Here is a 21,861-nt window from a genome sequence, read left to right as displayed (position 1 = left end):
CGTATCCCGCGGCTCGCATGAACGGGACGGCCGCATGGCAGGCCAGGAAGGTCCCGACGACGTTGACCTCAAGGCAGCGCCGGAGCTGGGCCGCGCCGAGCTCGCCGACGTCGCCCCTGGCCTGGATCCCCGCACTGGTCACCAGAATGTCCAGGCGGCCGAATCGCTCGGCGACCTCACCCACCGCCCGGTGGACGCCGGCTTCGTCGCTGACGTCGCAGGCCAACGCCGAGGCGGCCCGGCCTGTGCGGGATGTGATGCGTGCCGCGGCCCGCTCGCCGGCCTCCCGCTCGCCGGCTCACGAGCGCGACCGTCGCGCCGGCCTCCGCGAGGGGCGAGCGCGATGGCGAGCGCGATGGCGTGCCCCAGGCCTGAGGAGCCGCCGGTGACGATGGCGACATGTCCGTCCAGGTCGGTGCGGCGGGCCGGAGTCCTCCCGGTCATGATCTCCCTTTCCGAGCCGCGATCTACCGGGTGGGCCGGTGCGGGTCCTGGCCGAGGTAGGCGGCTCCGTTGACCCAGTTCTGGACGAGCCATCGCGCTCCCTCGGTGAGGTCTCCCTCCCGGATCGCGGCGAGGATACGGCGGTGTTCGTCGATGCTGCGCCGAGCCCGGTCGGGGCCGCCGAAATAGAGTACGTCGTAGCGCTTGAGCAGGGGCTTCGTCTGGGCGATGATCCGGATAAGGGGGGCGTTGGCGCAGGCCGAGAGCAACAGGTCGTGCCAGCGGTCGTCGAGCGCAGCCAACTCCTCCCCCCGCTCCAGGACGGCCTGCATCTCCTTGAGCTGCTCCTCCAGCCGGTCAACGAGTCCGAGCAGGTCCTGTGGCGCGGTCCACCGCAGGGCGAGGGCCTCCAACTCGCCTACCAGCGGATACAGCTTGCGGGCCTCGTCGATGTCCAGGGGCGGCACGCGGAAGCCACGCCGCGGCTGGGCGACCAGCAGGCCGCGGTCGGTGAGCTCCACGAGCGCCTCCCGCAGCGGCGTGCGGCTGACCCCCAGCTCGGCCGCCAGGTGGACCTCGTTGACGCGCCCCTCGGCGGGCAGGCGACCGTCCAGAATGCGTGCGGTGACCTGCTCCGATATGTCGCGCCGCAGCGGAGCCGTGTCGCTGTGGTTCATCGCTCCCTCGTTTGCATACAATGTCTCATTACTGTATTCAGTTTACATGTTTTGCATGCAAGATGTTGAACGGGCTCGGGCCGACACGCCGGGCTGTACTCACGTGACCCACCTGGACAACGCGGGTACCTCGCTGCCTCCCGCGATCGTGACCGACACGGTGATCGCCCACCTACGCGCCGAGGCACTGCGCGGCGGCTACCGGGCGGCCGCTGATGCGGCGCCCCGGCTCGCCGCGGTCCGATCCTCCGTCGCTGCCCTGCTCAACGCAGCCGCCGAAGACATCGCACTGACCGACAACGCGACTCGAGCGTGGCAGGCGGTGTTCTACGCCTTGCCGTTCGGCCCCGGCGACCGCATCCTGACCTGCCGCGCCGAATACGCCAGCAACGTCATCGCCTTCCTCCAGGTGGCCGAGCGCACCGGGGCACGCGTCGAGGTGGTCGACGACGATGAAAGCGGCCAGATGGACGTGGAGGACTTGCGGCGCCGCATGGACGGGCGGGTACGCCTCATCGCGATCACCCACGTCCCCACTCAGGGCGGTCTCGTCAACCCCGCCGAAGAGGTGGGGCGGCTGGCCGAGGCGGCCGGCGTGCCGTTCCTGCTGGACGCCTGCCAGTCGGCCGGCCAGCTCGACCTGGACGTCGAGCGGCTGCACTGCGACGCCCTCAGCGCCCCGGGCCGCAAATACCTGCGGGGCCCCCGTGGCACGGGCTTCCTGTACGTGCGGCCCCGGCTGCGCGAGCAGATCCGGCCGGCCGTACTGGATCTACACTCCGCCGCCTGGACCGACCCAGACAGCTACGAGATCGACAAAACCGCGCGGATGTTCGAGACGTGGGAGCGCAACGTCGCCGCCACGCTCGGCCTGGGCGCCGCTGTCGATTACGCCCTGTCCCTGGGGCTGGGCAACATCGAGGAGCGGGTGCGCGACCTGGCGCGGCGGCTCCGGCAGGACCTGCGGCAGGTGCCCGGCGTACGGGTCCACGACCAAGGCGTACGGCAGTGCGGCATCGTTACCTTCACCGTCGCGGGGATGCCCTCGGCCGACGTTCACCACAGGCTCGCCGAGTTGGACGTCAACACGTCGGTCTCGCTGCGAGAGTACGCTCGGTACGACATGGGCGCGCGGGGCCTGCCCGACCTGGTCCGCGCCTCGGTGCACTACTACAACACCGACGAAGAGCTGCGCCGACTTGTCGAAACCGTCGACGGACTTCGACGCCTAGGGCACCAGTGATCTCACGCATGCCGGCGCCCTGGGCCGGCACCCGCCCAGGGTTTCGCGCCGATGACAATGTGGACAGCAAGCTTGTCATACCGGGTGGCCGTGGCGCGGTTGCGTTTGAGCTGGTTGATGCCGCATTCCACAGCGTGACGCTGGTGGTAGAGGGCGGGGCGAGGCCTTTGCCGGCTTCGGATGCTTGCGGACCTTCTCCGCGATCAGAGGGCCTACTCCCACGGAGCTGGTTGCTTGATAACGGATGTTATCTGGCAAGATAACGATCACGGACGTAGTCCGAGCTGGGTGGCCATCGTCCGGCGTGCAGGCTTCGTCTCCCGGTTACCTGGCAACCTGGCGGAAGATGGAGGTCGGCGCGATGGATCCGGTCATCGTCGAGCACCTCGGCGGCGCTCACCCGCTCGCCCGGCACCTGGACGACTTCCTTACCGACCTGGCCAACACCGGTGCCTCCGCGCACACCCGGCGCGCCTCCCGCGGCGACCTGATCGCCTTCGCCGCCCACCACGGCGAAGAACTCGGCGCGCTGACCGCCGCGCCGGTTCGCGCGTTCCTGGCCGAGCTCGCCGAGCCGTCGCCAGCCAGCCGCAAGCGCAACGCGCCACCATCGCCTCCTTCGCCAAGTGGGCGGTCCGCCACGACCTCCTGGCCGCCAACCCGATGGACCGCATCGACACCGTCAAGGTGCCCAAAAGCCTGCCGCGCCCGGCCGCGGCCGCCGACGTCGCCAAGGTGCTGGCGGTGATCTGCTCGCGGCGGCCACGCAAGGACCTGCCGCTGGACCGGCTGCGCGACCGGGTGCTGTTCGAGACCGCCTACGTGTGCGGTGCCCGCGCCTCCGAAGTCTGCGGCCTCTACATCGAAGACCTCGACCTGCGCCTGGACGACGAACATGTCCGCATCCACGGCAAGGGCGGCAGCGTCCGCACCGTCCTGCTGGACGACCGCGGCTACGTCACCCTGCTCAAGCTCTACCTGGCCCGCGCCGGCTACACCGCCGGGCCGCTGTTCCGCGCCTCCATCAACGGCCGCGGCGGACCCGGGGCATGACGAGCATCGGAACGAAAAGTCCCGTTAGCGGAGCTCGACTCGGCTCCTTGCCGTGACTTTTCGTTCGGTTGCGCTTCACGGACGGGTTCCCGCAAGTCACGAACCCAGGCTGAGTCCCGCGAGCTTGGGACCGCGAGTCAGATGGGGAAGCGGTCGACGCGGAGGACGGCGACCTCGCATTGTTGGCTTTGAAGGTCTCCACCAGCACCGCTTGTAGGTTAGTGCTGACACCACCCGGACCAGGAGGGCACCCTAGTGTTGGTGGGAGTTGACACCACCCTGGCGGGCACGCAATCGGAGCTCGTAGAGCAGGCCAAGTGGCGGGAGCACCCCAATCGGGACGCCCCCGAGCACGTCCGCGATCAGGTCGAGCTGTGGGTGGGACACGCACGCACCGAACTGGAGTGGGCGAAGAGCCTGAGCAAACGACTGTCTGAGGGCGCCTACACCATGGCCGATGATCCGGGTTCGTGGCGAACGGTCCCCGGTCACCTCAAGATGCGCTTCTAATCAACCTTGACTAGACGTTTCCTCCTCGTGTACTCTGGCTAAGTAGTCAAACTTGACTAGCCTCTACCAATCCGCTCGCAACACCGAGACAAGGAATCGAACCCATGGGAAAGTTCGCGATCGAGACGAGAGGGTTGAGCGGAGGTGGGCGCGTGTCGGCGACGAAGCTTGTGGTACTCGGTATCGTGCACCTCTCCGGCGGCGCGCATGGCTACCAGGTGCGGTCCGAACTGCAGAGCTGGGGTGCGGAGAGTTGGGCCAAGATCAAGCCCGGCTCGATTTATCACGCGCTGAAGAAGGCGGCGGCTGATGGCCTCCTCACCGAACACGCCGAGCCGGGCAACTCTGGGCCGGAGCGCGTTCTGTACCGCGCGACAGCTCGGGGACGTGACGAGATGGTCGAACTGGTCCGCGACGGTCTGCGGCGCACCCACGACGCGGACATGCTCAACGCGTCCATCGCCATGTTGCCCATGCTGACCAGGGCAGATGCCATCGCGCAGGTTAACGAGCGGGTCGCGCGCCTGGAAGCGGAGCTCGTAGAGCAGGCCAAGTGGCGGGAGAACCCGAACCCCGACATTCCCGAACACGTCCGCGATCAGGCCGAACTGTGGGCGGGACACGCACGCACCGAACTGGAGTGGGCGAAGAACCTGAGCAAACGACTGTCTGAGGGCGCCTACACCATGGCCGATGATCCGGGTTCGTGGCGAACGGTCCACGATCCCCTCAAGATGCGCTTCTAATCAACCTTGACTAGACGTTTCCTCCTCGTGCACTCTGGCCAAGTAGTCAAACTTGACTAGCTCACCAATCCGCTCGCAACACCCAGACAAGGAATCGAACCCATGGGATAGTTCGCGATCGAGACGAGAGGGTTGAAGAAGAGCTTCGGCACGACCCACGCGGTCGCCGGTGTGGACCTGGCCGTGAGCGCCGGGGGCGTGTACGGCGTGCTCGGTCCGAACGGGGCGGGCAAGACCACCACGATCCGCATGCTGGCCACGCTCCTGCGCCCCGACGCCGGAGAGGCGCAAGTGCTCGGCTACGACGTCGTGCGTGACGCCCAGGCGGTGCGGAGCAGGGTGGGCCTCACCGGGCAGTTCGCGTCGGTCGACGAGGACCTCACCGGGGTGGAGAACCTGTTGCTGCTCGCCAGGTTGCTCGGCTACTCACGCCGCCGAGGCAGGGAGCGGGCGGCCGACCTGCTCGACGCGTTCGGTCTTGCCGAGGCGGCCGACCGGCAGGTGAAGAAGTACTCCGGCGGGATGCGCCGGCGCATCGACATCGCGGCGAGCCTGGTCGTCACCCCCGAACTGATCTTCCTCGACGAGCCCACGACCGGGCTCGACCCGCGCAGCAGGAACCAGGTCTGGGAGATCGTCAGGGGCATGGTCGCCGAGGGCGCCACCGTGTTGCTGACCACGCAGTACCTCGACGAGGCCGACCAGCTGGCCGACCGGATAGCGGTGATCGACCACGGGAAGGTCATCGCCGAGGGCTCGAGCGGCCAGCTCAAGGCATCGGTCGGCGCCGGCTCGCTGCACGTGCGCCTACGTGCGCCCGAGCAGCGGGCCGAGGCCGAACGGGTCCTCGCCGGCGTCCTCGAGGTGCCGGCCGAGCCGTCCGCCGACCCGGCCGCGCTGTCCGCGCGGATCTCCGACCCCGAGCGGGTCGCCCGCGCCCTGGCTGAGCTGTCCCGCAGCGGCATCGACGTCACCGAGTTCGCGCTCGGTCAGCCGAGCCTGGACGAGGTGTTCCTCACCCTGACCGGACACGCCGCCGAGGAGACACCCGAGGAGGATGCCGCATGAATGCCACGACCGCGGAACAGGCGTCGGCGCCGGTCACCGAGGACGCGCTGCGCAGTGTGCTGTTGGCCGGCGAGCGGCCGTCGCGCCCCGGCCCGGTGCTCACCTCGCTGACGTTCGGCTGGCGCGCTTTGCTGAAGATCAAACACGTGCCCGAGCAGCTCGTCGACGTGACCATGTTCCCGATCATGTTCACGCTGATGTTCACCTACCTGTTCGGCGGCGCGCTCGCCGGGTCGACACAGGAGTACCTACAGTTCCTGCTGCCCGGCATCCTGGTGCAGGCGAACGTCATGATCACCATGAACACCGGCATCACGCTGAACACCGACATCCAGAAGGGGGTGTTCGACAGGTTCAGGTCACTTCCGGTGTGGCGACCATCCCCGCTGGTCGGCGCCCTGCTCGGCGATGTGATGCGCTACTCGATCGGGTCGGCGATCGTGATCACGCTCGGCCTGGTCCTAGGGTTCCGGCCGGAGGGCGGCGCCGTCGGCGTGGTGCTCTCGGTGGTGCTGCTGCTGGTGTTCTCGTTCTGCCTGTCGTGGCTGTGGACGATGCTCAGCCTGATCCTGCGCACGCCGAACTCGGTGGCGGGGGTCAGCATGATGGTGATGTTCCCGCTGACGTTCGTGAGCAACATCTTCGTGGACCCGAAGACGATGCCCGGGTGGATGCAGGCGGTCGTCGAGGTCAACCCGATCACCCACCTGGCGACCGTGGTACGCGGCCTGATGGACGGCTCGGTGCCCGCCGGGGAAATCGGCTGGGTTCTCGTCTCGTCCGTACTTCTCGTCGCGGTCTTCGGTCCCATCACCATGGTCCTCTACCGCAACAAGAAGTAGATGCCGCTACCGCGAGCACCTGGTCGAAATCAACTCAGACAACCCGGCCCACTCGGCCAACGCCATCACCGGTACCAGGCCCAAACACGACAAGGAAAGCCGAATGAGCACCATCCCCAAGAACAACTCGGAAACCGTTGCGCACACGCCCGGGCGGGCGACCAGCATCGGGGTCTGGATTCTGCAAGTCGTGCTGGCGGCGATAATCGCCGGCGGCGGAATCTCGAAGCTCGCCGGCGACCCGGTCATGGTGGACATGTTCGCCGACATCGGGGCTGGCCAGTGGCTCCGGTACCTGGTCGGAGCGCTGGAGGTCGCGGGAGGGGTTGGACTTCTGATCCCGGCTCTGGCGGGCCTGGCCAGTCTCGGGTTGGCGGCATTGCTGACCGGTGCTGTCATCACCGATCAGTTCGTGCTCGAGCAGAGCCCTTGGCTGCCGCTCGCCCTTCTCGTCGTGGCGGCCGTGATCGCAAGGGCGCGGTGGTCGCGCACCGAGGCCGTCGTCGGCACGCTGCTCAGGCGCTGAGACAAACCTCTCGAACGGAGATGGGAGATGAACGAGATGGCCTTTCGCGTGACATCAAACGATGGCACCAGCATCGCCTACGACCGGAAGGGAAGCGGCCCGGCTGTCGTCCTGGTAGGCGGCGCGCTGGACGACGGAGCCGAGAACGCTCCCTTGGTACCTGCTCTCGCCGAGCACTTCACGGTCTACAACTATGCCCGTCGGGGACGCGGCGCGAGCGGCTTCACCGCGCCCTACGCCGTGGAAAGAGAGATCGAGGACCTGGGTACGTTGATCGCGGAGGCGGGTGGCTCGGCACACCTGTTCGGGGCGTCCTCTGGTGGCGCGCTGGCGCTGGAAGCCGCCGCGGCCGGGTCAGCCATCGACACGATCGCCGTGTGGGAGGTGCCCTACGCGGTCGGGGACGACATACGCCCGCGATTCGAGGAGTACATCGCAGACACCCGACGCGCCTTCGACGCCGGGCGAGACGAGGAGGTTCTCGAACTGTTCATGCGCCTGTCCGGCGCTTCCGACGACAACATCGCGGCCAGGAAAGCGGCAGGCAAGCAGACGTCGCATTGGGCGGATTCGGTCGCCCTCGCGCCCACGCTGGTCCACGACAGCGTCTTCCACAACCGCTACCAATTGCCGACCGATCGACTGGCAACGGTCACCCAACCGGTCCTGGTCACCACCGGAGGACCGATCACGGTCCCCTACATGGCAGGCCTGCCCTCGGACTTCTTCGACCGCGCAGCCGACGAGCTTGCAGACCTACTACCCCACGCTCAACGGGAGACCCTCGACGGGCCGGATCACGTCGTCGACCCACAGACCATCGGCCCACTGTTGCTACGGTTCTTCAGCAGCGAACACTGAGAGGCCCGCGAGGTGGTGCGGGAAGACCAATTAGGCACCGCGCAAGCAGATCTTCGTCGCGCCAGGGACACGGGGCGGACAGGTGGTGTCGAGCCGGCTACACCGCCTCCGCCTTGCCGCTCTTCGCCCTGGCCCACGCCGTCCTTGCCGCAGCCGTTGCCACCGACCGAGCCGCCGGAGCGTCCTGGGACGAGATCGCCGCTGTCCTCGACATCAGCCCAGATACCGCCAGCCGCCACTACCGCCACTGACAGATGGTGTCGATGCGCGTACGGGTGCCGGTTACCTACTCGCTAGCGCGGTTCGCAACCGCTTGGCCTGTTGCGCGCGCATCTCGAACGGCACTTTGACCTTATCTGGGTCGGGCTGCGAGAAATCGTCCCCGTGGAAGCGCGGGATCACATGAACATGCAGGTGGTGGAGGACTTGCCCGGGGATGCTGTTGTTCTGCTGAACGATGCTCCCGACAGCGTTGAAGGCCTTGGGCACAGCGGCTACGACGCGGCTCACCACCTCGAATATCTCGTTCCGAAGCTCCGTCGATGCGGTATCCAGGCTGGTGACATGCTCGGTCGGCAGGATTAGGCAGTGTCCCATGTTCCTCGGACGCTGATCAGGAACAGGCACGACAAAGGTATTCGACGTGCGGTACGCGACCAGCTCAGCATCGGCTTCGCCTGTCCCAATGAGGCAGAACGGACACATGATCATCCAGCGATGATGGCGGAATTGATCCATCTCTTGTCAAGATTCCGCCCCTACACACCGTTACCTCGCCCGTCGGCGTCTCAACTGATCATCTGGTTCAGCGACACGCACTTATCGAGGTGCTCGGACAGAACGCGGAACCTGGCAGAGATCCCGTTCCACTTCCTTGGAAGCGGAACGGCACGGCACGCTCGGCTGCCGGATCATGCGAACCGGGCATTCCGGCAGAGATCGCGTTCCAGAAGTCGTCCCACAATTATTGTTCCACAATGAGCGTACGGAAACGAATTTAGGTACGATTTCGGTGTGGGCAGCGACGCACACCCGAACAACGGTCTGGAACTCGGCTACGCACGCGTCTCCACCACGAAGCAGTCCCTGGAGCGGCAGCTGGATGCGTTGACGGCGCAGGGCATCCCGGACGAGCGGATCTTCGTGGACAAGAAGACCGGCGCCTCCGTCGAACGCGAGGGCCTGCAGCGGTTGCTCGCCTACGCCCGATCGGGCGACGTCATCGTGTTGCACACCCTGGATCGGCTCGGCCGCAATCTGCGCGAGGTCCTCAACCTCGTTCACGAGCTGGCCGAGCGCGGTATTGGCGTCCGAACCCTGGCCGACCCGCTGCCTATCAACACCGCAGACGCGGGGATGGCTCGCGTGGCCTTCCTGCTGCTGGCCTTGTTCGCCGAGATGGAGCGCATCTTCACCGCCGAGCGCGCCGCCCACGCCCGCAGCGTAGCCGAGGCCAAGGGCAAGCACGTGGGCCGCCCCATCGCGCACTCCGCCGCAAAGATCGACTACGCGCGCCTGCTCAAGGCGGAAGGCGACTCCCTCGCACAGATCGCCGCCAAGACCGGCATCCCCAAGACCTCGCTCCACCGGTACCTGTCGTCGCCCAGCCGTGACGCCTGACCTGGACGGTGCTCATGCTCCCCCCGATCATCTACTACGGCGGCAAAGCCAAGCTGGCCGACCAGATCGCCGTGATGCTGCCGGCCACAGCCACTACATCGAGCCCTTCTGCGGATCCTTGGCGGTGCTGCTGGCCAAGCAGCCTGCCAAGCTGGAGACGGTCAACGACCTGGACCGCGACCTGATGACCTTCTGGAAGGTGCTACGCGACCGACCTGCCGAGCTCGTACGGCTGTGCGCGCTGACCCCGCATAGCCGCGCCGAGCACGACGCCGCCTACGGTGATCTGTCCGGCCTGGATGATCTGGAACGCGCCCGCCGTGTCTGGGTCCGCCTCACCCAGGGCCGGACCGGCACGCTCCGCAAGACCGGCTGGCGATTCGACGCGGCCGACACCGCCAGGATCTCCCTGCCCGCCCGGCTGAACGGCTACCTGGAGCGGATGCACGGCGTGGCCGAGCGTCTGGCTCGGGTGTCGCTGGAATACCGCGACGCCTTGGAGGTCATCGAGGCGTACGGGCGGTTCCGCGGCAGCCTGCTGTATGTCGACCCCCCGTACCCGGGCAGCACCCGGGAGCGAAACTACCGGCACGAGATGACCGGCACTGACGCGCACCGCACGCTGGCCGAAGCGCTGCACCGCTGCCGGTCCACGGTGGTCGTCTCCGGGTACGCGTGCGAGCTGTACGACACCGAGTTGTACGCGGGCTGGCACCGCTACACGCTGGCGGCATCCACCAGTCAGGGCAGGACCTGGGAGAACCGCACCGAGGTGTTGTGGTCCAACCGGCCGCTGAACGCCACCGACGTGCTGTTCGACGCACGCAACGAAACCCGCCCGGCCACGACCAGGCCGTGTAACGAAAGGCCGTGTGAGGGGCCGGAATGCGGGCTTGTGGTACGGCAGGCGGCCACCGGCCGCCCGGCGCGGTTCTGCTCCACGGCGTGCCGCGTCGCCGCGCACCGGGCCGCCAAGACACCGACGACGTGACGGCGACCTACAGGGCGTCGTCCTCCCAGTCCGGCTCATCGGGGTTGCGCAGCTGACGGATGCCAGCGGGTCCGAGGTCGGGCAGGGCGAAGGAGTAGGTGCCGATCACGTTGATGTGCTTGCGGACGAACGGCGACAGCCGCGCGACATCTTCCTCTGCCAGCGGATAGCCCTCTGCCTTCAACTGGTCGAGGGCCCTGTCCATGTAGAAGGTGTTCCACAGCGTGACGCAATTCAGAACGAGACCAAGCGCGCCGAGCTGGTCCTCCATGCCCTTGTAGTAGCGCTGGTAGATCTCGCCCTTCTTGCCGTGGAAGATCTTCCCGGCCAGCGCATGCCGGGATTCTTGCAGGTTGCGCACCCCCTTGATGTCGCGCCGGTAGGGCTCTTCAACTGCGTAGGTGAGGATGTGCAGGGTCTTGAAGATCCGGCCGTAGTGGGCGATCGCTTCCCCGAGCGGGGTGGGGTTGCCGTCCCGCTGGATCATCCGCATCACGTCGTAGGCGCGGATCTCGCCGGTGTAGATCGACACCACGACGCGCAGGATGTCGCCCCAGTGCCGTCTGATCTTGTCCAGGTCGATCTTCCCGCGGGCGAAGCGGGACAGGCTGCTGTAGTCGGCGTCCTGGATGCGCCAGCCCTTCTGGTCGGGGAGGTCGGCCAGCGCGGGTCGGTACTGCATGCCCAGCAGGTGGACCAGGCCGAACACGACGTCGCTGTAGGATCCGGTGTCGGTCACCAGGACCTCTGGGCGCGGACCGCCGTCCCGCCGGAACGCCACGTCGATCATGTGGAGCGAGTCGCGGACCGTGCCGGTGACGACCTTCGCCCCGAGCCCAACCCCGCGATCGTTGATCATGTTGAGCCAGGTGACCCCGCGTGAGCGACCGAAGAACTTCTTGTTCGGGCGGGTGTAGATCGAGGGCACGGGGACCACGAACCGCATCCCGTCGATCGCCGCGACCAGACCGCCGCCGAGCGCCTGGGCGAATCCGAGCTGGCCCTGCTCGTCGATCAGCGGGCCGTTGGCCAGCGTGTAGGTCTCCGCCGACAGGTAGTTCTGCGCGACGTGCGACAGTCGCCCGCGCTCCAACGCGGGCGTTCCCGTCTTCACCACCGGCGCGTACCCGATGTTCAGCGCCTGGGCTGTCAGGCACGCTGCCACGGAGACGTGGAAGTCGGCGAGCTTGCTCACCCCGCCGGCGGCCGAGGTGAACGCGGCCTCGAACGCCGGGACTCTGCCCATCACCTCCAGCAGCAGCTCTGGCAGGTCGACCCGCGGCAATATGGCTGCCACCCGCTTGCGCAGGTCGATCAGGGACGGCGGTTCCGGCAAAGCGGCCAGCTTGGCCACGTGCAACCGTCCGTCCGCATCCACGCTGACGTCCACCCTGTCGTGACCGACGCGAGAGGCGACGTCGTTGAGCGCCAGATGCAGCACCAGTGCGTGCTCGGCGAGCAACTGCCCGGGGTTTTCCGGCAGTTGCAGGTCCACCAGCGCCGGGCCCTTGGCCGCCTCCCACCGCGCGCCGTCCAGCAGCTGCCCGCGTGGGTCCCGCCAGCGGGCGGATGCTTCGGCGTAGACATCGCGGCGTTTGAGGTGCCGGTGGAACTGGGTGAGCACGCACATGGTGTAGGCGTTCTTGTCCACGGTGCTGCCGTTCGGTGAGCTCTTGAACACCAGCCGCTTCCACGATCCGGTCACCAGCTCGGGATCGATGTCAGTCTCGGTGACCTTCTTCTTGCGCCCGTCCAGGATCCGCGGCAGTTGCTTCATGGCCTCCAACGCCCGGGCGCCCTCGGGGTTGGACCCGAACTCGATGACCGTCGTCAGCGTCTTGAGGAACCCCGACACCGTCCCGATCCGGGAGGCCAGCAGCGCGCGCATCTCGCCGTCGGTGTCGACGTCGGGCGGCGGCACCATATCGGTCACCGCCGCGACCGCCTCGCGCAGCTCCCGCCGGGGCACGATGGCGTCGATCGCTTCCCACACCTGGTCCAACCGGAGTTCCTCGCCGTACTCGGTGACCTCCAGCAGGGTTTCCACGGCCGCGGCGAGGGTGGCCGAGTGTTTGGCCAGCTTGGGGTGCTGGCGGGCCCGCTCTTTGTTGGTCGCGGTCTCGGCCTTGCCGACCAGCTCGGTCGTCACCAACAGGTCCAGCATTTCCAGGCAGTCGTCGACCGCCTTGCCCTCCAGGTAGATGACGGTGGCCAGCAGCGTGGCGAGCTGCCGGGAGGGTGTGTGCCGGCGCAGCGTGGTCGCGGTGGCCTGCATGCCGTAGCGGGCCAGGTCGACCATGCGCCGGTGCGGGACTTCCGGCGGTAGCGGCATCGCTCCCAGCCCGACCCCGAGGATCTCGGCGGCGCGCTCCAGCGCCTTCTCCAAGTTCCTGCCCGACGTTCCCGCCGGCCCCTTGCGCCAGCGCTCCAGGTCCGAGGCGCGCCGACCATCCGGCACCTCCAGCAGCATCTCCAAGATCGCCCGCTGCCGTGGGGTCAGCACCGCATATAGCGTGTCGTAGAGCCGGTCGGTTGCCTCATCGCGCACCCGGGCGACCAGCCGGGCCAAGGTGGTCACCCCTGGCAGGAGCACCTTGTTGGTGCGCAACCAGGTGATGCCGTCGTAGAAGATTGTCTTCTTGCCGTCGCCGGTGTTCCAGGCCCGCGAGTCCACCCATGCGGTGAATTCGACCTCCGCCGGGGAGAAGTCCTTCAGCTTGTACGCCTCGCGGATGACGTCCTGGTGCTCGAATGGTGTGTTGCGCCGCTCGGTGTACCGCTTGATCTGTGAGATGTCCTCGATCCCGAGCTGCTCGCCGAGATACTCCAGCACCTCGTGAGGCACGTCCAGCGGATCGGTCAAGAAGCGCCCGACGAACCGGGCCGTGGTCAGTTGGAGGGCGAAGCCGAGACGGGCGTGTGCACCGCGCCGCTCGGCGATCAGCGTTCGATCTGCGTCATCGAGGAAGAAGAACCGCTCCAGCTCCGCCTGCGACGGAGCGCCCGAGTACCGGCCGTACGCGGCGGCCTCGCTGTCACTCAAGAACTCAACTGGCATAGACGCCGAAAGTAGGGCAGCCAACGCGCCCCGGACGAGCGGAAGATCAAATAGTTAGCTGGGGCGTCCGCTAACGGGACTTTTCGTTCCGATGCTCGTCATGCCCCGACCCCTGTCGTATGACGCCGCCCGCCACCGCTGGCAGAGCTACTGCGCGCAGGCCGGCGTCGAGATCGACATCCACCAGCTGCGCCACGCCCACGCCACCGAACTCATCAACGCCGGGGTGTCCATCGAGGCCGTGCGGCGCCGGCTTGGCCACGCCTCCACCGAAACGACGCAGCTGTACGCATTGCTCGACGACAAGGTCGCCGACGCCGAGATCCGCGCCGCACGCCGACGCCGGGACCAGGCAACGCGCTAGGGAAGCTTCGCAATCAAGAACAGCCTCAGCTCCCTGCAGTCAAGATCGTTCTCAGCGCCAACGGCTGTCCGCCGGTTCCTCAACCCCGCACCCGGCGCGACCGGCACCTTGTCATCCAACGGTCGTACCGCGGCGGTCATCAGCGTCGGCGACGGCCGCAACGTCGCCTTCTTCGGCTACCGCGCCGACCACGCCCGCCCGGGCGAGGACGTCGCCACCCAGCTGGGACGCGTCTACGGCGGCCTCGGCTGGGTCATCCCCGAAGCCCTAGCCGGGCTCCAGCGGGCCGACTCGGTGTACTTCGACACCATCAGCCAGGTCGTCGCCCCAGCGTGGAGCAAGGGCCGGGTGGCGTTGCCCGGCGATGCCGCCTGGTGTGTCACCCTGTTCGCCGGATACGGCTCCTCGCTGGCCGTCGGCGGCGCCGACCGGCTCGGCACCGAACTGGCCGCCCGCCCCGGAGACATCCCCGCCGCGTTGGCCGCGTGGGAGGCCGCGATCCGGCCCGAGGCCGAACGCAAGCAGAAGCTCGGCCGCCGGGTCAAAGGCGTCTACGCCCCGGCCAACCCCCTGGTGCTGTGGCTGAGTCTGCTTCCGCTGCGGCTGGCGTCCCTGCCACCGGTGCGCCGGTACATGACCCGCCGCTTCATCAAGGGCTGAGCCTTGTGACGCATAGGTGTTGGTGACCTTGATGTTGATGCATCGAAGTCCGTGCGCGAACCTGATTCGAGGCGGCCTCGACGAAGGCCAGGAGGGCGAGCTGTGATTGCTCTGCCTGCTGATCTCTCGCGGCTTCATCTACGGCACGGTGGATGGCGGTGGTGGCCTCCAACGCCTCCGAGGCCAGCCGATTGAGCTCATCGTCCGGGTTGAGCAGTCGGAGCCTGAACAGCGCCGCCTTGGCGTTCGTGCGCTCGTTGAGCGACTCAGTACGAGCGTTGATATACGGCGCCCCGGTCGGGTCTTCGCGCTTGCGGTACCAGCGAGCGCTCTGGCTGGATCGGTACGAGGTGATGGCGCCGGCGAACGCGCTGTAGGCGGCGAGCTGTTCCTGCCAAAGCCGCTCATCGCGGGCTTCTAATCGTGCCTGCCTTGCCGCCCGTCCCTGGAAGAGATAGGTGGCGGCAGCGCCGAGCAGTGTTCCGGCGATGGCGATGAGGCTCGTGATCGCAGTCTGCACCCCGTCAGTTGAGCATGCTCCGAGTGATCCTGGGAGGTGCCTTCTGGGTGGCCTCTCAGATCGCCGATCCTTCCATCGCATGTCCGCGACGCTCGCTCCTCGCCGCGTCCCTGCTCGCGCATCAGAGCCCTGCTGTACGAAGCGCACTGATCTTGCTTGGCCTGCCCATCTGGGTGGGCCTTTCGCATGTCTAACCCCATTGGAGGAACCCATGCATGGAGAACCCGTCAGCTACGGCAAGCCGGTAGAGCGGAAGGTCACCGCAGCCACGGCCGGCTCCTACCTCGGCATCCTGGCGGTCCTGACCGTCCTGCAGACCGTCAACGCCGACCTCGACCTCATCGCCTGGCTACCTGACTGGCTGGAGTCGCTTGCGGTCCCGCTACTGCCCGGCCTGATCACGTACGCGTCCGGATACGTGACCCGGCACACCGCGCGGCCCGACCTGCCCATCGACCAGCGCTAGGAGTTAGTACCCCTGCTCACCTGTCTCCTAGTCACAGGTGCCATATCCCTGTGGCGAAAAGGTAGAGGCGGTCGCCGAACGTTGCGGCAGCGACTGGCTGTTTGGTGTGGCCCCCTCCCTGGACTGGTTCCCAGGTGCCGAACGGTTGGTTCTCTTGGGCGGAGTTCACGTAGATGCGATCGTCGGTGCCCGTGGCGAAAACGAAGACCCGATCGCCGAACGTTGCGGCGGCAACCGAGACATGAGTGAGACCTCCTCCTTGAACCTCCTGCCACGTGCCAAACGGTTGGTCCCATCCGGCCGAATTCACGTAGACGCGCTGGTCGGTACCTGCGGCGAAAACGTAGAGCCGACCGCCGAGCGATGTGGCGGCAAGCGCTTCAAGGGTGAGACCTCCTCCCTGAACCTCCTGCCAGCCGACGAATGGCTGATCGTCCCAACCGAAATTCACGTAGATACGGCTATTGAGGGCCGCTATGAAGAGGTAGAGCCGATCGCCGAACGTTGTAGCGGCAACCGCGTCTCGGGTCTGCACCTGCTGTCCTTGGACTTGCTGCCAGCCACCAAAAGACTGACCGTCCGGGGCAGAGTTCTGGTACACGCCTTGGTCGAATCCTGTGCCGAAGACGTTAAGTCGACCGTTGAACGACGTGGCACCTAGCGGGAAGGGGGTGGAGCCGCCTCCTGGAACCTCTTGCCAGATACCGAACGAGTGACCGTCCCCGGCAGAGTTCACGTACATGCGGTCGTCGGTGCCTGTGGCGAAGGCGTAGACCCGATCGCCGAACGATGTGGCGGCGAGTGGGAGGGAGGTGGAGCCTCCTCCTTGAATTTCTGTCCAGTCACCGAACGGCTGACCGAAACCGGCAGAGTTCACGTACATGGGCTTTGCTTCCATCTTTACCCCGTAATTTTTTGAAGCGGTGATGCTCTCAGTCGAATTAGGTAGGCATTGCAGAGGACGGGCGGGCGTCAGAAGCAGCCGACTTTAGACGCCGGAATCTGAGGCGCGAAAAGCGGACGGATTTACGATCCGCAGCGTACCGGCAACACGTACAAGAAATTATGAATCCCTGGCGGGTCGCACTAAATGATAGGTCGACAAAGCTGTCCGCCTGCCTCCCGACAGAGAAAGACTTCTCTGTCGGGAGATGCCCTGCCAAGCGGCCGGCCTCACGCATAGGAGGCAATTTCATAAGAGATTTAGGACGCCTTCATACTGGCGTTTTACTCTCCCGACGTCACCACATCGCACTCCTGATCGAACACCTCAGAGCGAGCCAGATATACAACCTCTTCCAGCCCGAAACAGTCACCGTGTAAAAGCGCCCCGCCACCTGAGAGGACACCGTTGGCGAAGTAGATCAAAAAGCAGCGCCCCATGATCACATCCGTGATCATGGGGCCGCTATCGTTGTTCCTGCTCGCGGATGGAGTCGTGGGTGTCGCTGCGTTCGACTGGTGCAGACCAGATCCCGGCCGCCACTCTGGCGGTGGCCCGGGCGGCCTTCCCGAAAGGCAGCCTGGCGATTCGTATACGGGATGCGCTGGGCGTCCTATTTGAGGACGCGGACTTCGCTGCAGCCTTCTCCACCCGCGGTCGCCCCGGCACTGTCCCCTGCCCGTCTGGCGTTGGCGTCGATCCTGCAGTTCGGAGAGGGATTGTCCGATCGGCAGGCGGCCGAGGTGGTGCGAGCGCGGATCGACTGGAAGTACGCGCTCGGGCTGGAGCTGACCGACGCCGGCTTCGACTACTCGGTGCTCAGCGAGTTCCGTGATCGCCTGATCACAGGGTCGCTTGAACAGAGCCTGCTCGACACCATCCTGGAGCGCGCCGTCACCGCCGGGTTGCTACGAGCCGGCGGTCGGCAGCGGACCGACTCCACTCACGTGCTCATGGCCATGCGCACGATGAACCGGCTAGAGCAGGTGCATGAAACGGTGCGAGCCTCGCTCAACGCGCTGGCCGCCGCCGCACCCGACTGGCTGCTCGCTCAGGCCGAACGAGGATGGTTCGAGCGCTACGAGGCCCGCGTTGAGGACTATCGACTGCCCAGGAACAAGGCTGAGCGCATCCAGCTCGGCCACGAGATCGGCGCCGACGGGGACGGCGTCCTGCGCGCGGTGTACTCGCAGGCCGCTCCCGGATGGCTGCGCGACCTCCCCGCGGTGCAGACCCTGCGCCACGTATGGATCCAGCAGTACGTCACCATCGACGATCAACTGCGCTGGCGAACCCCTGACGAGCAGCCACCAGGCACGATCCGCCAGATCTCACCCTAGGACAACGATGCCCGATCCGGCACCAAGGGCGACTCGCACTGGGACGGCTACAAGGTGCACCTCACCGAGACGTGCGACACTGACGCCCCGCATTTGGTCACCAACGTGATCACGGCCTCATCGCCGGGCAGCGACTACGAGGCCACCGGCCTGGTTCAGGAGGCCCTGGCCTCGCACGAGCTGACGCCGGCGGTGCATCTGGCCGACAAGGGCTACATGAGCGCGCACAACCTCGCGCGCGCCGATCGCCGCGGCATCGAACTGCTGGGACCCATGATGCCCGACAAAGCCTGGCAAACGCCGAGGGCAACGGCTTCGCCGTCAACGACTTCACCATCGACTGGGACAACCGCGTCATGACCTGTCCCACCGGAGCCACCAGCTTGCCGTGGGCCAACGAGACCGATCAAGGCGGGACTCCGGTTATCCGCGTGCGCTTTCGATGCGTGACTGCAAGGACTGTCCCAGCCGGGAGCTGTGCACGCGCGGGGCTAAAGGCCGACGCATCACCCTGCGCCCGCGGGAGGAGCATGAAGCCCTGCAACGCGCACGACAGCGGCAAAGCACCGACGAATGGCAGCAGCGCTATGCCCACAGGGCAGGCGTGGAGGGAACCATCGCCCAAGGCGTCAAGGGCTTTGGCCTGCGCAGATCCCGCTACCGCAGGACCGCCACACGTAACCTCCACACCAACGACCACTGCGTCATACGACCGGCACGACGTTCTCGACGGTATCGACATCACCATCGAGGGACGTGCCGAGTCAGTGTGCGACCCGGCTGAACGCAGCATCACCGCCGACGCCCACGAGAGCAAGTACGGCGACCCCCTGACCAACTCGGACGGCACCTGGCATGGCCTCGGCGACACCATCCGCTCCGGCAAGGTTCTGCTGTACCGCATCGACCCGAAGGTCGGATTCGCTCTCGGCAAGGGCGAGACGTACAGCCAGATCCGCTACCGCTTCCAGCGCTGACCGCTGATTGTTGCGGCCGCGTGTCAGGCGGCCGAGCACCGGCCACCGTCGCAGAATGAGGATGTCGGGCTCGCTCTCGCGCACCCAGCACGACGTGCACAGACCGCTCCGGCGGTCCTGACGGTTGGTCCAGAAGGCGGGTTCAACTCCCGGACCGGTGGGCCCCTCGGTCATCGTCCGGCAGGCGCCACCACGCGGGCGAGGTCAGCACGGTGGCCCAGGAGCGGGCCCGGGGCAGCCACATGTCGGGGTCGCGCCATGGGAGACGTCGGCACGGTCCGGAGGCCCGGTACGGAGGTCGCGGCGAGGTTGAGGCGGACTCCCATGTCGAGGTTCACCTCACCGTAGAGCCGGACGCGGGACCCGAGCGGTGCGGCTGCGTCATGCCCGATGTACGACGTGCCGTCAGTGGCCGAGAGTGCTGAGGATGAGATTGGTCAGGGCGGTGACGGCGTCGTCGGTGGTGGTTCGGCCTCGGTTGATCTCGGCGGCGAGGGCCTCTGCGGCGCCGAGGGTGCCGACGCAGCGCAGCCGGAGGGCTTCGGCGGTGAGGCGGGAGTGGGGTCGCAGGGCGGTGGCCATCAGGTTCGTGTAGTGGTCGAGCAGGTCGTGCTGGGTTGCCTCCAGGGCCGGGCTTCCCTTGAGGGCGGCGGAGATGGCGGTGAGTTCCGGCATGTCGGTGGCGCACGTGAAGTAGGCCTCGCTCATGACGCGGGCGACCTCGGACGCGGTGGGATCGGCGTCCTGCAGGGCCTGGGCCAGCCTGGTCCGGTACTGGTCATCCAGGCGCAGGTAGAGGGCGAGCAGCAGGCCGTGGCGGGTGGCGAAGTGGTCGTAGACGACCGGCCGGCTGACCTGGGCGGCTTCGGCGAGGGTAGGCAGGGTGAGGTCGTCGGCGCCCCGGGTGCGCACGATCGAGGTGGCGGCGTCGAGCAGTTGCTCGCGTCTGGCCGCCTTGGACAGGCGGGTCGATGGACTGGCCATGGTCCTCCCTTTGCGTGCCGGCTCCAGCTTAAGCTACAAAAGGTAGGCTACAAAATGTAGCTTAATCAGGAGGAGTCACACATGGGTAAGTCAGTGCTGATCATGGGTGGGTCGGGACAGGCGGGCAGGGGCACGGCCGTGCTCCTGCGGCGCTGGTATCCGGCGCTGCCGCTGACCATCGCCGCTCGCAATCTCGACCGTGCCCGGCGGGTCGCCGACGAACTGGGCAACGCCACGGCCCTCACCTTCGACCTGCGGCGTGGCGATCTCGGGCTCTCGGAGGAGCACGGCTATGCGGCGGTCGTCGCCGCCGTGCGTGATTCGCGCCTCAACGGGTTGCGCTTCGCGCAGGATCGCGGCGTGCCGTACCTGAGCATCTCCAACGGTTTGGTGGACATCGCGCCGGAGGTCGTCGCGGGCGCCCAGCGGGCGGCGGCCGCACCGATCCTGGTGGCCAGCCACTACCTGGCCGGGCTCGTCGTGCTGGCCGCGATGGAGTCGGCCCGGGAGTTCGAGCGGGTCGACACGGTACGGGTGGCGGCGGTGCTGGACGAACGCGATGGCGGCGGGCCTGCGGCCATCGCCGATCTGGAGCGGCTGATGGATGTCACCTCGGCGGGGCTGGTGCGCCGTGACGGCGATTTCCTCTGGGTGGCCGGCGCCGATGCGCAGGTGGAGGTGGCCAGCGTGGACGGGGTCGTGCTGCCCGGCCAGACGATCGCCACCCTGGACGTGCCGAGTCTCGCGCTCGCGACGGGCGCGCCGAATGTCCGCTTCGATTTCGCGGTCGGGGAATCGGCCAGTAGGCGGCGCGGCGCGGCGCCTACGACCGAGGTCCGCATCGAGCTGGAGGGAAGTGCGGCGGCGGGCACGCCGCTCAGCAGGAGCCAATGGCTGGTGCATCCTGAAGGCCAGCGTCCGCTGACCGCGCTCGGTATCGCTCTGGGAGTGGAACGACTGCTCGGCCTGCGCGGCCGCCCGGTGACGCCGGGCCTGTACACGCCCGAGGCGCTGGTCGACCCGGCCTACGCGGTCGAGCGCATGGCGGAGCTCGGCACGCTGCGGCTCTAGCCGGAGAACGCCAGAACGGGTTATGGAGTTCGAGTGGTCAGGTTTCGCTCCGGCGAGCTTCCAGCATGCCCGAGCGTAACCCAGCTGCCTGCGGCAGGTGCTCCCGAGCGATGCCGGTATGCAGCACGATGCCCTGCAAGGCCGGCCGGTCATCCGGCCGCTTGCGCCCTGGATGGCGGAAACTCCGCGGACGCTGGGGCAACAGCGGCTCATCACCGGCCCACAGCTCGTCACTGACCTCCCACGGCTTCGGCTTGGCCACCCGTGCTCCTCTCTCGGCCACAGCGAGAGATCAAAGCACAGCAAAGATCATTCTGTCGGGACCCCTCAACCGCGAGCGGGCGGCGGCGCAGGTGGTAGGCACAGGCCAGGGCGAGCAATATCGGGCCCCACAGCGCCGCTGGGGCGATGGACACCATCGCCAGCGCCTGCCACCAGCCATTCTCGTACGCCACGCCGCCGGCGACGCCGACCCAGGAGAGCACCATCCAGACCGAGACCGCGGTCAAGAGCAGCCCACCGGCCACGGCAGGGACGACCGCTGCCATGGGCGGCACACGTCTGCCGCCGATGACCGGGATCCAGCTCGGCACCACCTCGCCCCAGCCACGCACCAGACCGATGCTGAGCAGCGCCGCCAACTCGGTGAGCACGCTGAGCCCGAAGACATGGGGGATGCTGATCCACAACGGTGACACAGGCGCGTCGTTGAGCTGGCCCATGTCGAAGTGAAAGGCAAACGGCAACCTCCACAGGCACGTGGGGAGCAGCAGCCAGGGAAGCGCGTAGGCGGTACGGAGCGCCCAGCGTGAGGCAGGTTGTGCGGTGTCACTGCTGGCCGGGGCCGCATGCAAGAGCTTGATCGCCAGACCTGTACCTTCTCCTGGCCTCGAGAAC

General features: G+C 67.1%; 25 protein-coding genes and 2 pseudogenes. 18 read left to right on the top strand and 9 right to left on the bottom strand.

The genetic code is table 11. The annotated features are described in order from the left end of the window. Positions 1-49: 49 nt before the first annotated feature. Positions 50-226, bottom strand: a pseudogene (locus AB0C33_RS14805) (SDR family NAD(P)-dependent oxidoreductase); the annotation flags it as partial. A 241-nt stretch (positions 227-467) separates the two neighbouring features. Next, positions 468-1,121, bottom strand: a complete 654-nt coding sequence (locus AB0C33_RS14800) for a GntR family transcriptional regulator (RefSeq protein WP_358287399.1) — start codon at positions 1,119-1,121, stop codon at positions 468-470. Between the two features lie 103 nt (positions 1,122-1,224). Here AB0C33_RS14800 and AB0C33_RS14795 point away from each other — a divergent pair, with 103 nt between their 5' ends. From AB0C33_RS14795 to AB0C33_RS14760, 8 genes are all read left to right on the top strand, one after another. After that, positions 1,225-2,364, top strand: a complete 1,140-nt coding sequence (locus AB0C33_RS14795; RefSeq protein ID WP_358287396.1) for an aminotransferase class V-fold PLP-dependent enzyme — start codon at positions 1,225-1,227, stop codon at positions 2,362-2,364. Between the two features lie 663 nt (positions 2,365-3,027). Further along, on the top strand, positions 3,028-3,417 hold the full coding sequence (locus AB0C33_RS14790; protein WP_358287393.1) for a tyrosine-type recombinase/integrase: 390 nt from the start codon (positions 3,028-3,030) through the stop codon (positions 3,415-3,417). A 261-nt stretch (positions 3,418-3,678) separates the two neighbouring features. Further along, entirely contained in the window at positions 3,679-3,927 is a 249-nt protein-coding gene (locus AB0C33_RS14785) for a hypothetical protein (RefSeq protein WP_358287391.1), read from the top strand. Positions 3,928-4,031: 104 nt separating this feature from the next. After that, the gene (locus AB0C33_RS14780; RefSeq protein ID WP_358287388.1) at positions 4,032-4,673 is read left to right on the top strand and encodes a PadR family transcriptional regulator; all 642 of its coding nucleotides are present in this window, start codon (positions 4,032-4,034) and stop codon (positions 4,671-4,673) included. A gap of 132 nt (positions 4,674-4,805) precedes the next feature. Further along, a complete protein-coding gene (locus tag AB0C33_RS14775) occupies positions 4,806-5,741 on the top strand; it encodes an ATP-binding cassette domain-containing protein (RefSeq protein ID WP_358287385.1) in 936 nt (311 codons plus the stop codon). Then, on the top strand, positions 5,738-6,583 hold the full coding sequence (locus AB0C33_RS14770; protein WP_358287382.1) for an ABC transporter permease: 846 nt from the start codon (positions 5,738-5,740) through the stop codon (positions 6,581-6,583). Before AB0C33_RS14775 ends, AB0C33_RS14770 begins: the two co-directional genes overlap by 4 nt. A gap of 103 nt (positions 6,584-6,686) precedes the next feature. Further along, complete coding sequence (locus AB0C33_RS14765; protein WP_358287379.1) at positions 6,687-7,109, top strand: DoxX family protein; 423 nt, start codon at positions 6,687-6,689, stop codon at positions 7,107-7,109. Between the two features lie 27 nt (positions 7,110-7,136). Next, positions 7,137-7,970, top strand: a complete 834-nt coding sequence (locus tag AB0C33_RS14760) for an alpha/beta fold hydrolase (RefSeq protein ID WP_358287376.1) — start codon at positions 7,137-7,139, stop codon at positions 7,968-7,970. Positions 7,971-8,252: 282 nt separating this feature from the next. Here AB0C33_RS14760 and AB0C33_RS14755 read toward each other — a convergent pair whose 3' ends face one another. After that, positions 8,253-8,708 (bottom strand): HIT family protein, encoded by a 456-nt coding sequence (locus AB0C33_RS14755; RefSeq protein ID WP_352325143.1) that lies wholly within the window; start codon positions 8,706-8,708, stop codon positions 8,253-8,255. Positions 8,709-8,984: 276 nt separating this feature from the next. Here AB0C33_RS14755 and AB0C33_RS14750 point away from each other — a divergent pair, with 276 nt between their 5' ends. Both AB0C33_RS14750 and AB0C33_RS14745 read left to right on the top strand, forming a co-directional pair. Further along, positions 8,985-9,590: a recombinase family protein gene (locus AB0C33_RS14750; protein ID WP_358287373.1), complete on the top strand. Its 606-nt coding sequence runs from the start codon at positions 8,985-8,987 to the stop codon at positions 9,588-9,590. Continuing rightward, complete coding sequence (locus AB0C33_RS14745; protein ID WP_358287370.1) at positions 9,580-10,581, top strand: DNA adenine methylase; 1,002 nt, start codon at positions 9,580-9,582, stop codon at positions 10,579-10,581. The genes AB0C33_RS14750 and AB0C33_RS14745 overlap by 11 nt, the downstream gene beginning before the upstream one ends. Positions 10,582-10,588: 7 nt before the next feature. Here the strand turns inward: AB0C33_RS14745 and AB0C33_RS14740 are convergent, their stop codons facing one another. Next, positions 10,589-13,624 (bottom strand): Tn3 family transposase, encoded by a 3,036-nt coding sequence (locus AB0C33_RS14740; protein ID WP_358287367.1) that lies wholly within the window; start codon positions 13,622-13,624, stop codon positions 10,589-10,591. Between the two features lie 115 nt (positions 13,625-13,739). Between AB0C33_RS14740 and AB0C33_RS14735 the strand changes: the two genes are divergently transcribed. Then, a complete protein-coding gene (locus AB0C33_RS14735; protein ID WP_358287364.1) occupies positions 13,740-14,003 on the top strand; it encodes a tyrosine-type recombinase/integrase in 264 nt (87 codons plus the stop codon). 108 nt (positions 14,004-14,111) lie between these two features. After that, positions 14,112-14,663, top strand: a complete 552-nt coding sequence (locus AB0C33_RS14730) for a hypothetical protein (protein WP_358287361.1) — start codon at positions 14,112-14,114, stop codon at positions 14,661-14,663. Here AB0C33_RS14730 and AB0C33_RS14725 read toward each other — a convergent pair. Beyond that, entirely contained in the window at positions 14,653-15,183 is a 531-nt protein-coding gene (locus tag AB0C33_RS14725; RefSeq protein ID WP_358287358.1) for a hypothetical protein, read from the bottom strand. The two genes, AB0C33_RS14730 and AB0C33_RS14725, sit on opposite strands and share 11 nt — an antisense overlap. Before the next feature lie 211 nt (positions 15,184-15,394). Here AB0C33_RS14725 and AB0C33_RS14720 point away from each other — a divergent pair, with 211 nt between their 5' ends. Then, entirely contained in the window at positions 15,395-15,649 is a 255-nt protein-coding gene (locus AB0C33_RS14720; RefSeq protein WP_358287355.1) for a hypothetical protein, read from the top strand. Positions 15,650-15,680: 31 nt separating this feature from the next. Here the strand turns inward: AB0C33_RS14720 and AB0C33_RS14715 are convergent, their stop codons facing one another. Next, positions 15,681-16,547 carry a hypothetical protein gene (locus tag AB0C33_RS14715; RefSeq protein ID WP_358287352.1) on the bottom strand — a complete coding sequence of 289 codons (867 nt, stop codon included), beginning with the start codon at positions 16,545-16,547 and terminating at the stop codon, positions 15,681-15,683. A 644-nt stretch (positions 16,548-17,191) separates the two neighbouring features. On the opposite strand from AB0C33_RS14715, the gene AB0C33_RS14710 reads away from it, so the two are divergent. The 4 genes and pseudogenes from AB0C33_RS14710 (at position 17,192) to AB0C33_RS14695 (ending at position 18,909) form a co-directional block, all read left to right on the top strand. Further along, the gene (locus AB0C33_RS14710; protein WP_358287349.1) at positions 17,192-17,932 is read left to right on the top strand and encodes a transposase; all 741 of its coding nucleotides are present in this window, start codon (positions 17,192-17,194) and stop codon (positions 17,930-17,932) included. Positions 17,933-17,950: 18 nt separating this feature from the next. Beyond that, positions 17,951-18,292: pseudogene (locus tag AB0C33_RS14705) on the top strand (hypothetical protein); the annotation flags it as partial. Between the two features lie 82 nt (positions 18,293-18,374). Continuing rightward, entirely contained in the window at positions 18,375-18,716 is a 342-nt protein-coding gene (locus AB0C33_RS14700; protein ID WP_358287346.1) for a transposase, read from the top strand. Next, positions 18,700-18,909 carry a hypothetical protein gene (locus AB0C33_RS14695; RefSeq protein ID WP_358287343.1) on the top strand — a complete coding sequence of 70 codons (210 nt, stop codon included), beginning with the start codon at positions 18,700-18,702 and terminating at the stop codon, positions 18,907-18,909. The genes AB0C33_RS14700 and AB0C33_RS14695 overlap by 17 nt, the downstream gene beginning before the upstream one ends. A gap of 405 nt (positions 18,910-19,314) precedes the next feature. Here the strand turns inward: AB0C33_RS14695 and AB0C33_RS14690 are convergent, their stop codons facing one another. After that, the gene (locus tag AB0C33_RS14690) at positions 19,315-19,893 is read right to left on the bottom strand and encodes a TetR/AcrR family transcriptional regulator (protein WP_358287342.1); all 579 of its coding nucleotides are present in this window, start codon (positions 19,891-19,893) and stop codon (positions 19,315-19,317) included. 81 nt (positions 19,894-19,974) lie between these two features. Here AB0C33_RS14690 and AB0C33_RS14685 point away from each other — a divergent pair, with 81 nt between their 5' ends. After that, entirely contained in the window at positions 19,975-20,964 is a 990-nt protein-coding gene (locus tag AB0C33_RS14685; RefSeq protein WP_358287339.1) for a hypothetical protein, read from the top strand. Between the two features lie 37 nt (positions 20,965-21,001). On the opposite strand, the gene AB0C33_RS14680 is transcribed toward AB0C33_RS14685, so the two are convergent. Together AB0C33_RS14680 and AB0C33_RS14675 are read right to left on the bottom strand one after the other, a co-directional pair. Next, positions 21,002-21,226 carry a hypothetical protein gene (locus tag AB0C33_RS14680; RefSeq protein WP_358287336.1) on the bottom strand — a complete coding sequence of 75 codons (225 nt, stop codon included), beginning with the start codon at positions 21,224-21,226 and terminating at the stop codon, positions 21,002-21,004. Continuing rightward, entirely contained in the window at positions 21,195-21,686 is a 492-nt protein-coding gene (locus AB0C33_RS14675; protein ID WP_358287305.1) for a hypothetical protein, read from the bottom strand. The genes AB0C33_RS14680 and AB0C33_RS14675 overlap by 32 nt, the downstream gene beginning before the upstream one ends. Positions 21,687-21,861 lie beyond the last annotated feature (175 nt).

Source organism: Nonomuraea sp. NPDC048881, assembly GCF_040649795.1.
Lineage (GTDB): Bacteria > Actinomycetota > Actinomycetes > Streptosporangiales > Streptosporangiaceae > Nonomuraea.
This window is presented reverse-complemented; position numbering and strand designations above follow the sequence as displayed.